The organism is Lacrimispora sp. BS-2, assembly GCF_040207125.1.
Taxonomy (GTDB): Bacteria; Bacillota; Clostridia; order Lachnospirales; family Lachnospiraceae; genus Lacrimispora.
The window spans coordinates 3,366,191-3,378,737 of the sequence record NZ_CP157940.1 but is presented as its reverse complement, the minus strand read 5'-3'; the positions used below and the strand labels follow the sequence as shown (position 1 = coordinate 3,378,737).

Annotated in this window: 12 protein-coding genes and 1 tRNA gene; 3 read left to right on the top strand and 10 right to left on the bottom strand. The window is 39.8% G+C overall.

The window, feature by feature from the left end; genetic code table 11:
• Positions 1-15: 15 nt before the first annotated feature.
• The 7 genes from ABFV83_RS15880 to ABFV83_RS15850 form a co-directional block, all read right to left on the bottom strand.
• Positions 16-1,131, bottom strand: a complete 1,116-nt coding sequence (locus ABFV83_RS15880; protein WP_349945174.1) for a hypothetical protein — start codon at positions 1,129-1,131, stop codon at positions 16-18.
• A gap of 1 nt (position 1,132) precedes the next feature.
• Positions 1,133-2,068 (bottom strand): hypothetical protein, encoded by a 936-nt coding sequence (locus tag ABFV83_RS15875; protein ID WP_349945172.1) that lies wholly within the window; start codon positions 2,066-2,068, stop codon positions 1,133-1,135.
• A gap of 14 nt (positions 2,069-2,082) precedes the next feature.
• A complete protein-coding gene (locus ABFV83_RS15870) occupies positions 2,083-3,180 on the bottom strand; it encodes a nucleoid-associated protein (protein WP_349945170.1) in 1,098 nt (365 codons plus the stop codon).
• A complete protein-coding gene (locus tag ABFV83_RS15865; RefSeq protein WP_349945168.1) occupies positions 3,161-3,328 on the bottom strand; it encodes a DNA-binding protein in 168 nt (55 codons plus the stop codon). The genes ABFV83_RS15870 and ABFV83_RS15865 overlap by 20 nt, the downstream gene beginning before the upstream one ends.
• 137 nt (positions 3,329-3,465) lie before the next feature.
• A complete protein-coding gene (locus tag ABFV83_RS15860) occupies positions 3,466-4,401 on the bottom strand; it encodes a recombinase family protein (RefSeq protein ID WP_349945166.1) in 936 nt (311 codons plus the stop codon).
• 129 nt (positions 4,402-4,530) lie between these two features.
• Positions 4,531-4,616: transfer RNA gene (locus ABFV83_RS15855), tRNA-Ser, on the bottom strand.
• 1,106 nt (positions 4,617-5,722) lie between these two features.
• Positions 5,723-6,253: a LysM peptidoglycan-binding domain-containing protein gene (locus tag ABFV83_RS15850; RefSeq protein WP_349945165.1), complete on the bottom strand. Its 531-nt coding sequence runs from the start codon at positions 6,251-6,253 to the stop codon at positions 5,723-5,725.
• A gap of 313 nt (positions 6,254-6,566) precedes the next feature.
• Here ABFV83_RS15850 and ABFV83_RS15845 point away from each other — a divergent pair, with 313 nt between their 5' ends.
• Positions 6,567-7,106: a hypothetical protein gene (locus ABFV83_RS15845; RefSeq protein WP_349945163.1), complete on the top strand. Its 540-nt coding sequence runs from the start codon at positions 6,567-6,569 to the stop codon at positions 7,104-7,106.
• Between the two features lie 377 nt (positions 7,107-7,483).
• Here the strand turns inward: ABFV83_RS15845 and ABFV83_RS15840 are convergent, their stop codons facing one another.
• The 3 genes from ABFV83_RS15840 to dpsA all read right to left on the bottom strand — a co-directional run bounded on the left by ABFV83_RS15840 (position 7,484) and on the right by dpsA (position 9,359).
• Positions 7,484-7,696: a helix-turn-helix domain-containing protein gene (locus tag ABFV83_RS15840; RefSeq protein WP_349948939.1), complete on the bottom strand. Its 213-nt coding sequence runs from the start codon at positions 7,694-7,696 to the stop codon at positions 7,484-7,486.
• Positions 7,697-7,935: 239 nt separating this feature from the next.
• Positions 7,936-8,514: a dipicolinate synthase subunit B gene (locus ABFV83_RS15835; RefSeq protein ID WP_349945162.1), complete on the bottom strand. Its 579-nt coding sequence runs from the start codon at positions 8,512-8,514 to the stop codon at positions 7,936-7,938.
• An 11-nt stretch (positions 8,515-8,525) separates the two neighbouring features.
• Entirely contained in the window at positions 8,526-9,359 is an 834-nt protein-coding gene (dpsA, locus tag ABFV83_RS15830) for a dipicolinate synthase subunit DpsA (RefSeq protein ID WP_349945160.1), read from the bottom strand.
• Between the two features lie 120 nt (positions 9,360-9,479).
• Between dpsA and dapA the strand changes: the two genes are divergently transcribed.
• Both dapA and ABFV83_RS15820 read left to right on the top strand, forming a co-directional pair.
• Positions 9,480-10,385 carry a 4-hydroxy-tetrahydrodipicolinate synthase gene (gene dapA, locus ABFV83_RS15825; RefSeq protein ID WP_349945158.1) on the top strand — a complete coding sequence of 302 codons (906 nt, stop codon included), beginning with the start codon at positions 9,480-9,482 and terminating at the stop codon, positions 10,383-10,385.
• Between the two features lie 84 nt (positions 10,386-10,469).
• The gene (locus ABFV83_RS15820) at positions 10,470-12,485 is read left to right on the top strand and encodes a methyl-accepting chemotaxis protein (RefSeq protein ID WP_349945156.1); all 2,016 of its coding nucleotides are present in this window, start codon (positions 10,470-10,472) and stop codon (positions 12,483-12,485) included.
• The last annotated feature ends 62 nt before the right edge of the window (positions 12,486-12,547 follow it).

Here is a 12,547-nt window from a genome sequence, read left to right as displayed (position 1 = left end):
AAATTGTATTAATGATTAAGAATCCTTTTGTGTTTTTTGAAGAGCTTTCTTTTTCATTCGTTCAAACTGCTCTAGTACAAAATTATTTAAACTTGCTTTATTTGCTGATCTTGACTTTAAATACAGTAATGCAACTTGAAATTCTTGAGAAGTGTTCTGGTTTCTAAAAAAATGCATAAATCCATATTGCATTAAACAGGAGCCTTTTATTCCCTTAAAATTAAACTCGTATTTCGCTTCTACACTACGAAAGATCAAGTGATCTTTATCAGTATCATTTGTCAATAATGAATTACGCTCTAGCGCATTCCCATTAATTATAACTTTTTTAACGTTTTGTTGGATGATGCTGTTGGGATTTTTAGGTGGATTCTCCGGATCCGGACCCAACTCAATATCTTTTATTTCAACAAATTTCATGGAGCCGTCATCACTATCTGCTGCCAACTGCAGCATGAAATTAAATCTCTCTCTATTAGTAAAATCAGAAGCTGACACTGTTTCCATTTTATCATCAACTTCTTGATTTTCTTTTAAAAATGAAAGAAGTTCTTTTATAACTTGCTTATTGATATCATCAGTTTCTTTTGACGTGTATTCATTACATATTTCAACTACATTACTTGAAACATCTTTTTTTATGTTTACCTTTCCAGAATGTCGGCTTTCGGGTCGTACCCAATCTTTTGTTAAATCTTTGCGAGAAATGATATATTCTAACTGCAAATGATTTTCGCTCAGCGTTGCGAAATTCATAGGTGTAAGTAGTTCTATGTCATTCGTCTTTTCTACTTTATCCACAGGAATTTCAAAATCGGCAATAGCCTTGATTAAAGGATTAGTGGTTTTACTTTTAATAGTACTGTTGCGATGTTTAGGATTACTTTCTTTAGTTTCTTGCCTTTCTTGCAACGTTTCAAATTCTTTGGGACTTAGAACCATTGTTACTATTAAAGGTATGGTACTCTTTTTATCTGTATTCCCTAAAAAAACTCCTCTTGATTTCAACACATTATTCAAATCGCCATCTGTTAAACATGAGTCATTTAGCAAAGGTCTCAATGCAAATCCAAACGGTAACATCTGCGCAACAGAGATCTCAGAACATCTCAAAATTTGGTCTTCATGCATATCAGATACCTCCTAAATTTCTAAAATCAGAGTAATCAAGACTCTCCACTATAATTTTTTGTGCAAAATTTCTGTCAGCTAATCTACTTAAGCTTTTTTTGACACTTTCAGAATTGGAGTAGTCATTATAGTTTGGAAAAACCATAAAAATTTTTGTAGCCCAGCCTACCGTTAATAATCGTGCAAATTGTAGTAATCTTTCAAAATAATCTATATTAAATTCATCTTCTACTGTAATAATAAGACTCTCTCCTGTATCTGTTATAATTTTAAATAACTGTATCGGTGAGTTTATGTATTGAACAGGTAGAACATTACCTTGGTGTGTTCTAAATACGGTATCCATATTTAATCCTGTATCAGGGTAAAAATAGAAGAATTTATTATCCTTTTTTCGAGCGTACTGTATACTACTGTATAAAAACGTTGCTTTTTTATTATCTAACAAATAGACAGTTCCATAATTAACTGCATCGCTATTTCTAAAATCAAATATATCATCGATCACTCCATCACACAGTTCATCCTGTAAAGCGCTGAACCACATAATTACATTGCAAACATTCTTAGTTTTAGTTCCAATTATATTATCTTTAAACAATTCATGCGAGGGATAACATTCAGTGGCCTCTGCAATATCTTTTAAAAACTCCTTGAAGTCGGATATTTTGCTTTTTTGTGCGGATGGGTAATTTTTTCGATGTTTAACAGAAACCAGTATATTACTTTCTGTTTTACTTACTAATGGACAAGAATACTTTATGATATAGTCCACACCATGGTTATTCCTACTGCTTCCACTTGCACCTAAATGGTCTTTTCTTACACAAGGAATGTCTTTGCCTGAAAGTGCATTTTCCCAACCAATTAACTTTAATAATTCATTGGCTATTTTCTCTCCATATTCACCTGAAGATTTAGATTTTTCACCAGACATAATGCTTCCCCTTTCTATTGTTCTTCATTAAAATAAAGTTTGTAATAGTGCATCTTTTTATCTTCATCGTAACCTTTTTCCAAATGCTTTTTATCCAGTTCGCTAAATGCTTTAACTTTTATTTCGAATGCAGAGTCCAGTTTAATTATATTTTTAATTGTTTTTTTGATTGTTTTTACTGCTGATTGATCCACTTCAAAGTTTTGAATATCATGAAAGTTTTTCTTTTCAGCAAAAGACTGGATATACTCTCTAAGTTGTTCAGCCTCTTGTATTGTATCGGTTACTCTATCACTAAATTCATCTAGTTGAAGACTTTCATTAGAATCAATATAATTTAGAACACTATTCAAGGCGGCAACTTTTTCTGTTGTAGCCCCTTGATAATCTTTTTTTATATATTGCTTACAGGCATCAACTACTATCTTTGTTTTTTGAAAAGAGCTATCATTTTTTTCTATCCCCAAAAAGTCTTGTACCCAATATTTAGTATCTATTTGATTTCCAGAATCAACAATTAAAATGCTATATCCCAAATCCTCGCAATTATTAAAAACTATACAGCCTTTATCTAGTTTGCGAGTATCTACCCCTGTATCCCAACTCAAAGTTATGTTTTTTTCTTTATTATTAATTTTCAAAAATGGTTCCTTAGTTTCCGATTTAAATATCCCTATTGCATCATAATGCTGATTGTTTAGTATTGCGTTACTAATGTAAGCAATATATAATTCTCCGCTTTTTATGTTGGGATGTGTCGAAACCTTGTACAAATGCGTTGCTATATTCTCTGAATTTTTTTTCAATTCATTAGGGTCATGAAAAATATTTTTTGAGTACTGATATAATTCATTAAATGCTAAATTGGTTTCGTGTCCAAAAGAATATTGCCCATTGTCTTTAAATCTTTGAAAAAAATATCTCTCGACTAAATTAGTTAAAGAGCTATCTGTAATATCTGCAAATATATCTGACAGAACCAAAGGTTCATCTTTTAACTTATTTCCCACTTGGTGAATAATCAGTTTTTCTATTTTGGCTTCCGTGAAATCAAACATTTCATTAATCCTACTTTCTATATTTTCTTTCAAGTCACTTTTTATATCGACCATCCTTGGGTTTTATAGCATTCTTAGGTATTGCCCAAGTAACCCCAAACCGAATAGCGCCCGATATTTTTCCCTGTGCGCAAAGCACCTGAACCCGGCGTGGAGTGATTGCCCATTTTTCCGCTGCTTCTTTCGCTGTCATATAGTCCATTAAAAATATCCTTTGCCAAATAAATATTGTATATATTATACATCGCAACGGCGAATAAAGCAATTACATTCATGCAAAATATGGAAATATTCACAGTATTATGGTGAAACCGATTGAAAAATAGCAGAAATTCTGCTTTAGAAACCGATTCCTTTTATATTTACCTCTTTGCTCTTAATGTTTCCTTTTAAATTATGTACAGCATCAAACATCTCTTGACTAATGATCGCTTGGTGAGAATTTTCGATTATAATCACATCAATCTGTCCACGGTTTTCTTCTTGTTTGCCTGTAAGAAAACCAGGAGTATGGGTTTTAGGAGTAATATTACGACCAATATATTTATCATTGGATAAGATTCGATCAATGGTTGATGTGCTCCATTGCTCTTTACCAGTGACAGTTTTTATAGCGTGATCTTCAAGATATTTCTTGATCTTGCGACAGCCATAACCTTGCAGAAACAAATCATAAATAAGCCGTACAATTTTAGCTTCTTCTTCAATAATTACAAGGTTTCCATCGTCATCTCTGCCGTAGCCAAGAAACTGTGAGTGATTCAGCTTTATATGTCCATAGTGACTACTCTGACGGATACCCCATTTGATAGCTTCACTTTTTTGTCTGCTTTCTTCCTGATAAGCCGCTGTTGCCATAGTAATATATTTTTTTATCCGAGCATCATTAGAACAAATGTCCTCTGTTTCAAAGTAGACAACTACATTTAATTTAGATAATTCATCAAGCATAAGCAGGACATCCAATGTATTGCGCCTAAAACGGCTAAGGGATTTCATTAAAATCAAATCTACTTTTCCATTTCTGCAATCATTCATTAATCGCTGAATTTCATCTCTGTTATCTACTTTTGTGCCAGATTCCAGTTCGGCGTAGACACCAGCAAAATCCCAATCCGGGTTATAGCAGATCTTTTGCGTATAGTAAGTTATTTGTGATTTTAAACTTTGTTTTTGTTCTTCATGCTCTGTGCTGACACGGCAATAGGCAGCAACCTTTAATTTTTTATCAACTTGATTTTGTCTTGCCGGGATAGTAGTAATTTGCTTACTCATTTTAAAACCTCCTTAACGCAAAAATGCAGCACCCACTTGGGTACTGCAAACTTCAATTACCATTTTAGATATGAAAAAAAGCTACATTCTCATTGGCTTATTACCAACAAAGATGTAGCTTATAACTTGCGGAAGTGGTGGGATTCGAACCCACATGCCCTTGCGGACAACTTGATTTCGAGTCAAGCTCGTTATGACTACTTCGATACGCTTCCCAATGTATATCTACTCACATGCAACTCCTCTATCCGTGGATTTTGGAGAGATGTAGGAGAGAGATATTAAGAAATTATTCAATTTGAACCTGTGGAAAACCGCATGATTACAGGGCTTTTGCGGTACTATCTACCATTCTGGACAGTCCATTTCGAGTGCGGACCCTTCGACCACTTAGGGACCTCTCCATATTCAATTTTATCCTGTTTTTCAGGGTGGCACAAGCGGTAGGAGCGTGTTAGAATAGAGCCGTGGATTCCTGGTTTTGCGGTTCGGAAACCCTGTGAACACAGGATTATTTGGATTTCAGTCATGGATTTGCCCTCGCCTATTTTGAGTCAGGTCGTTATGACCACTTCGATACGTCCCCCAATTTATATCAACTCGCTAAGTGAGGAAATATACTATAAGTAAAATCAATAATGGGATAGTAGAAATATATAAAATTTGGTTATTGCTATTCTAGTTAAATATTTTATAGTTGCTTTATATAAGAAAGAAAATTTTTTTGTTTGCCCCCCGCTTGCGCAAACCCATCCCGGCACGCCAAACCCTCCTTTTTCCTACGTTTTTTAGGCGCTTACTAGTTCAAATCTAGTTGTCGCCGCCCTTCTGAAAGCCTCTGAAATCGGATAAAATAAGTCTGATGTCAAACAGGAATTGGAAAAGAGATAGCAAGAAGGGTAATACCCGGAAATACTTCCTAATGATCCTACTGGATCGACTCGAAGGTTCCATTTAAAGAAACTAGATAAATTGGTTGAGAACTACTTGAGATTGTGGAAAACAAACGATGAAAGCTGTCCGAACGTGGATAGAGCATCCCATAGGATGCTGACCAGATAAAACTTAATTCTCCAACTCTCAAACCTTAATTGAAAGTTGGAGTTAAATTTGTAGGGTAGTTCTTTACCAGTCACTTATCTGCAAAAACGAAGGAATTTATTTAAACTTTGCGCCCTCTTGTTTACCAAGGGGAAAAAAGAGGGCGGTTTCATCTGTGGATTGCGCAGACCTGAGTGCCGGCTGCATAATCGGCAGTAATACAATCAATTACAGAAAATCATTATTCCGCCGCCTGGGAATATAGTTCACCAAAAGGCAGCTATTGTGTATCGTCCGAATCAGCATTATAGTAATAGGTATCTCCCGGATAGGTCATATCACTGCTGTCGGCCATTTCCCTCGGAGAGATACTCTGGTAATCCTGAACATCCTGGGAACGGAACCAGGAAGGTAGATTGGGCAGGCTGTATCCGGCTGGTATTAAGATCGTCTGACCGACTCTCAGATTACCAGGGGTTAAGCCTCGATTCACGGCCATAATGGTATCCACGGTGGTACAGAATCTCTGGGAAATTTGCCATAAAGTATCATTTCTCTGAATGGTGTAGGTTCGAAGACCTACGGGACAACGGCTTGGTCCGCCGCCGGAGGGTGGAGTTGGAAATGGAGGACGGGGAGCTCTTCTTGCCGGAACACAAATGGTCTGCCCCACTGTTAAATTCTGTGGATTTAAGCCTGGATTTGCCGCTCTAATTGCAGCAACGGAAGTATAATAACGTTGTGCGATCATCCATAGTGTATCGCCGCGTCGAATGGTATAAGGAAACAGTCCTCGAGGACAAGTAGCCATAATTTTACTGCCTTTCAATAAAACAATTTGTCTTATGTTATGCTTAAAAACCGAAAAAGTACCTGTCATTCTTGGCCGAATTTTAATTTATGAAACGGACAGGATTCCTATCGTTAGGACGGCATATATTACAAGATAAAACATTATATAGCACAAAATAAAAACATGGTAATAATTATTTGCCCAAGCTATTATGATAATACAAATATATGATTTCAAAATAACGCACCCGCCATCACCTTCCACATGAGTCATAAGTCATGAACCATGGGTCTGTTAACAGGTAGATGGCCGCTGGCAATCAGGAGGGCATATGGTATTATCAGAGGACTTAATTGTTAAAGGATTTTCCTTACAAGATGCAGATGAAAATGACTTGGAAAAATACATTGATATAAAAAGAACCTGTCATAAGAAATACGTAGATGAATACAATGGTGGCTGGATCGAGGATATACAAATTATAATAAACACGGACAGTTTTCATAGAATGCTAAAATATAGTTGTTTTCAGAAAATACTGCTATACAATACAACAGTTGGATTTTTCGCATTTAATGAACTGCCGGATAAGATTAGCGAGATATCCCTTCAGCTTACCGAACCTGTTCGGCAGAAAGGAATAGAATCATTTTATCTGAGGCATATTACAACCCTTTCCAGACAGGTAAACAAGCCAATATTTTTAAATGTTTATAAATCCGATCCAGTTCAAGAACTATATAAGCAATTCGGATTTAAAATATATGACCAATCAAGAGCACAATATTTAATGAGCTTTAATCAGGACAATTCAAATGATATAAATAACTCATATGATTCAAAAAGCTACATAAACCGCATTTTAAAATAAAGGGCTAGGAAGAAACGTATATTGCAAAGCTTCTCTGTTTGAACGATAGTTCCTAACGGGGAGATACCTCCGGCGGAATAGTGCTCTCATAAGGCTTTCCGCCAAGGTTCCTTATATGCTCTTCTTTTGCTTTATTTATAATCTCAGGGTTCTCCAAAAGATCAATAGCGGTCATTGCAATAGTCTTTCCGGCGGCCATCATTCCCTTAGGGGCAATGCTTGATTTGCCGGTGGCGCCCCACTGCCAGGAATATCATGCCGTTTCATATACTTAACCAGTTCCAGCAGATTGTCCTGAAAATCCGATGAGATTTATTCCAGACTACTTGTCCCTTTTTCCGTAGCTCTTGCAAATAACTTCTTGCAAATAATTTCCGCTATTCTCCCGGAGATTTTCCATATTGTTTTTGAAAGGCGGCTGAGGCGGCTTTGGTATTGGCAAATCCATGATCCATGGCAGCCTTAATGATTGGCTGCTTGGTTCCAGGCAAGCTTACGGCGGCATGTTCAAGGCGGACCTGGTTTAAATACTGCAAAAGGCTTGTCCACATTTTGCATTTAAAATATTTGGAAGAGTACTGAGGAGACAGACCCTTCTTCCTTCTTCATATGTACCAAAAACATACGGGTGAGGTGCCGATTGGTTCATAAACAGGATCCTTTCAGCGTGTGATTTTTCTTATTCTAGCTTATTTCCATATGGCGGGAAAGCATAATTCAAATGATAATATACTTAAAGCTGCTGCAAGATAGATCTTTACTATTCCGGGTTGCTGTTTCGTGCAATTTACAACCGAACATTCACCTTGCAGCAGCCTTATCACAGAAATTAAAAAATGACTGGCTGAATCTGTTTTCCTTCTAAAGCGTATTCCAGCGTATCTGCGATGAGATTAGTGTGTGCGATCATGGAATTGGGCTTTTTTACCGGGTCATCCTGGCCAAAGGGGACAAAATAAATATTTTTTACGTTATATAATTCACCCACATTTTTAAAGTTGATTCCAAGTGCATCATTGGTGGAAAGAGAGATCACCAGAGGCTTGGAATTTCTTAAATGGGCTTTGGCTGCCATGAGCACCGGGGTATCCGTGATGCCGTTGGCAAGCTTAGCCAGGGTGTTTCCGGTACAGGGAGCGATGAGCAGGATATCCAGATAACCTCTGGGTCCGATGGGCTCCGCTTCCTCCAGATTCAGGATAGGCTTATTGCCTGTCATGTCAAAGATCCGATGAATGTATTCTCCCGTATCTCCAAAACGGGAATCCGTTGTCTGTACATTGGTGGAGAAGATCGGGTATATATCGGCTCCTTTATCAACCAGAACCTTGATTTCCTTTTCTATTTTATCAAAAGTACAAAAGGACCCGGTGATCGCCAGGCCTACTTTCATTCCTTCCAGCTTCATATGACACTCCTTTATGACAGAGACTTAACAATTGCTTCAAACAAAATTTCCGCAGATGACTGGGGAGCGTAGATTCCAGGCAGGCCAGGGCAAAGCCTGGCGCGGATATTCTGCTGCCTGCAGGAATCAAAATCAACGCCGCCGGGAGCGGAGGCGATATCAATGACGGTTACATCAGGATTCATGGACCTGATCAGCTCTTTTTCAATGATAAGGGCTGGGATGGTGTTAAAAATAAACTCATAATCCCCAATAATCGGGGACAGATCACAAAGCGCTCTGGCATGAAATCCCATGGAGGACGCCTGAACAAGCTGTGTTTCCTTTCTGCCGGCAATGGTCACGGCTGCATCCAGGCCCTTTAATTTCAGCGCCAGGGTTTTTGCACACCGGCCAAAGCCGGTCACAAGGCATTTACTTTTGTGAAGGCAGCCGGGACTTAAGCGGATTGCTTCGGCAATGGCGCCCTCCGCAGTTGCAATGGTATTTTTTATGGTGATATCCTCCATGTCCATATAGTCAAAATATGCAATGCCGTTTTCCCTGGCATATTCCTTTACATAGGCAGGGATGCTTCCGCCGAAAAGGGTGTGGTCAGGGGTCAAAAGATTTAAAAGATTCCCGATACCCAGATCCTCCATATTGTTGTCGGAAAACAGGTTGATTTTGTCTCTGGTAAATGGGATGGGAGAAAGTATGACATTGCTGTTTTTCATGGCTTCTTCCATGGAAAATGAGGAATCCTCATTGCTATAGTGAAGGGTTGTTTGAAAGCCGCTTTTGATTAATATCTGGTTTAGATATAGCTGCCTGGAATCGCCGCCTAAAATAAGAAAATTATACATACGGTCATCACTCCTTATAATGGTTTATATGATGAAAAAAATGATTTGTGTATGGTACCAACAGGGGATGTTTGTCATACTTTTGTTAGTATGAACCTCTAATTTTGGGAATGAGTGCCTATGAAAGATGCGATTTTTAAAGGCTCAGCAGCAGCCATCGTTACGCCCATGGATAAGCATGGAAACCTGGATTTTAAGGCAATGGAAAAATTACTGAAATTTCAGCTGGAAAACGGCACGGATGCCATTGTGGTCAATGGGACCACAGGGGAGTCCGCCACGCTGGAAGAAAAGGAAAAGCTGGAACTGATAGAATTTGTGGTATATTATGTAAACCATCGGGTCCCCGTGATTATGGGAACCGGAAGCAACTGTACGTCCCACGCTGTGCGCCTGTCCCGAAAGGCTCAGTCCTTAGGGGCCTCCGCACTTCTGCAGGTGACTCCGTACTATAACAAAACCTCCCAGCATGGGCTGGTGGAGCATTTTACGGCAGTGGCAGACAGCGTGGAGATCCCTATCATCCTTTATAATGTTCCGACCCGTACCGGGGTAAATATTAATCCGGAAACGTATTTAAAGCTTTCAGAACACCCCAATATCCGGGCTATTAAGGAGGCGGGAGGAAATATTTCCAGTATCGCGAAAACTGCGGCCCTATGCGGCGACAGGCTTGACCTTTATTCAGGAAATGATGACCAGATCGTCCCCATCCTTTCCCTGGGAGGCAAGGGAGTGATCTCTGTCATAGCCAATATCATGCCCTTTGAAACTCATATGATATGCAAGTACTTTTTTGAGGGTGAAATAGAAAAGAGCAGGAATATGCAGCTGGAGTTGCTTTCAATGATGAATGCCCTGTTTATGGATGTAAATCCTGTGCCGGTTAAGGCTGCCATGTCCCTTTTGGGATTGTGTGATGAAAGCTACAGGCTTCCTCTTACCCCTTTAAAGGAGAAGGATAAAGAGACGTTAATACAGGTTATGAAATCCTATTTTCCACATTTGCAGGGCGACAGTCTGTAACGGTCGAAATTAGTAATTTTTTTATTGCATACCTGTTTGCGTCATGCTATATTTAATGTAACCAAACAAAGGAGGACGATGTCTATGAAGCATAAAAGAAAAAAGCATATTTTTACGAAGTTGCTATTCGGTATCTCCATTCCAGTCGTATTTATTTTTATTTTGTCAGGAGTATTCATTTCAGGTCAGGCAGGAAAGAGCATGCAGGCCCAGTCGGTACAGACACTGGATTCGGCTTCCCTTGCGGCAGCAAACCAGGTGAATTCATTCCTGACTTTTTATTTGGCTGAGGTAAAGAGTGGAGCTGCAAACAGCCAGACGGAAGCCTTTCTTTCAAATGCAACCGGAAAGGTAAGGCTGCCAGACTGCGATGGGTATCCGGAGATAAAGAAAACCCTTGATAATATCCAGGCTACGGATAAGGAAAATATCATTGCCGCATGGATCGCGGACCTGGATGTGAACCAGGTGACCCAGTCCGATAATTTCACTTCAGAAGACGGATGGGATATTTCCACAAGGCCCTGGTACCGGTCTATGGAACTGGATCATCCGATCCTGACGGAGCCATATGTGGATGTGAGCACGGGACAGACAATTGTGAGCGCTGTCAGCGGAGTGTATGACAGTAAAACCGGGGAACCCTTAGGAGTAATGGGAGTTGATATAAAATTATCCCAGCTGGTTACGATTTTAGGCAATTATAAGATCGGGAAGACCGGCTCCGTTATCCTTGCAACAGATGGCGGGCAGATTGTGTATCACCCCAACAATGACCTGATCCAGAAGACCATTTCCGAAATTGACATTTCCCAGAATATTAAGGATGCATTTGCCGGTCAGGCAGTAGGAAATTACGATTATACCATGGAAAAGGTTCCATATTTTGGTTCCATCAACCGGGTAGGAGACTCGGGCTGGCTCGTGTTATCAAGCATTCACCAGTCAGAGATGCTTTCCTCTAAAAAAGCGGTGTTAGGTATTATAACCACTGTCTTTACCCTGGGCTCTTTTGTCCTCATTCTGATCATTTTCATTATGGCTAAGGGCATATCCAATCCCCTTAAAAAACTGTCGGCTATTGCTGAGCGGATCGCAGAGGGAGAGCTTGATATTCAAGTGGATGTATCCGGCAATGATGAGATCGGCATGGTGGCGGCGTCCCTGGGGAATACGGTGAGCCAGTTGAAGAATTATGTGAATTATATAGATGAAATCGCCGCAGTATTAAACCAGATTGCGGATAAAGATCTGGTTTTCCAGTTACAGTATGATTATAAAGGGGATTTTGAGAAAATTAAAAGATCCCTGCTCAAAATCAGCGGCACGTTTACCACTACCATGCAGCGGATCACTGCAACTTCTGATCAGGTGGCCTACGGCTCCCAAAGCATTTCAGCCAGCTCTCAGGCCCTGGCCCAGGGAGCAACAGAGCAGGCCAGTTCTGTGGAAGAACTGGCGGCAACGATCAGTGAAATTTCTCATAAGATCGAACAGAATGCAAAGGACTCTACCGGAGCCAATGAACAGGCACTCCTTGCTTCCCGGGAGCTGGAAACCAGCAACCACCACATGAGGGAGCTGGTTTCGGCCATGGAAGAGATCAATGAAAGCTCCAGCGAAATTGGAAAGATCATTAAGGCTATTGAGGATATAGCTTTCCAGACCAACATTCTGGCCTTAAATGCAGCGGTTGAAGCGGCCCGGGCGGGAGAGGCTGGAAAAGGCTTTGCAGTTGTTGCCGATGAGGTGAGGAATCTGGCTTCTAAAAGCTCAGAGGCCGCCAAAAGCACGACCTATTTGATTGAAGGATCCATTAAGGCTGTGGCAAATGGCTCCAGGCTTGTGGATGAAGCAGCTGAGTCCCTGGTAAATGCTGTGAACAGTACACGTTCTGTTTCCGAAATGATAGGAAGGGTTTCAGAGGCTTCCGTTCAGCAGTCAGAGGCGATTAGTCAGGTTTCTGTGGGAATTGATCAGATATCAGGCGTGGTCCAGACTAATTCGGCTACTGCAGAGGAAGGAGCTGCTTCCAGTGAGGAGCTTTTCGACCAGGCAGAGCTGTTAAAGGAACTGGTAAATGAATTTAAGATTAATTGAGAAAACATAAAAAGATGCCTGGTAATCATTGGATTACCGGGCATCTTTTCATTCCAATGTAA

Coding starts and splice junctions, on each gene's coding strand:
- ABFV83_RS15865 (WP_349945168.1), bottom strand. CDS start 3,328: ATGGACTATATGACAGCGAAAGAAGCAGCGGAAAAATGGGCAATCACT.
- ABFV83_RS15875 (WP_349945172.1), bottom strand. CDS start 2,068: ATGTCTGGTGAAAAATCTAAATCTTCAGGTGAATATGGAGAGAAAATA.
- ABFV83_RS15860 (WP_349945166.1), bottom strand. CDS start 4,401: ATGAGTAAGCAAATTACTACTATCCCGGCAAGACAAAATCAAGTTGAT.
- dpsA (WP_349945160.1), bottom strand. CDS start 9,359: ATGTATAATTTTCTTATTTTAGGCGGCGATTCCAGGCAGCTATATCTA.
- ABFV83_RS15850 (WP_349945165.1), bottom strand. CDS start 6,253: ATGGCTACTTGTCCTCGAGGACTGTTTCCTTATACCATTCGACGCGGC.
- ABFV83_RS15820 (WP_349945156.1), top strand. CDS start 10,470: ATGAAGCATAAAAGAAAAAAGCATATTTTTACGAAGTTGCTATTCGGT.
- ABFV83_RS15870 (WP_349945170.1), bottom strand. CDS start 3,180: ATGGTCGATATAAAAAGTGACTTGAAAGAAAATATAGAAAGTAGGATT.
- ABFV83_RS15880 (WP_349945174.1), bottom strand. CDS start 1,131: ATGCATGAAGACCAAATTTTGAGATGTTCTGAGATCTCTGTTGCGCAG.
- ABFV83_RS15845 (WP_349945163.1), top strand. CDS start 6,567: ATGGTATTATCAGAGGACTTAATTGTTAAAGGATTTTCCTTACAAGAT.
- dapA (WP_349945158.1), top strand. CDS start 9,480: ATGAAAGATGCGATTTTTAAAGGCTCAGCAGCAGCCATCGTTACGCCC.
- ABFV83_RS15835 (WP_349945162.1), bottom strand. CDS start 8,514: ATGAAGCTGGAAGGAATGAAAGTAGGCCTGGCGATCACCGGGTCCTTT.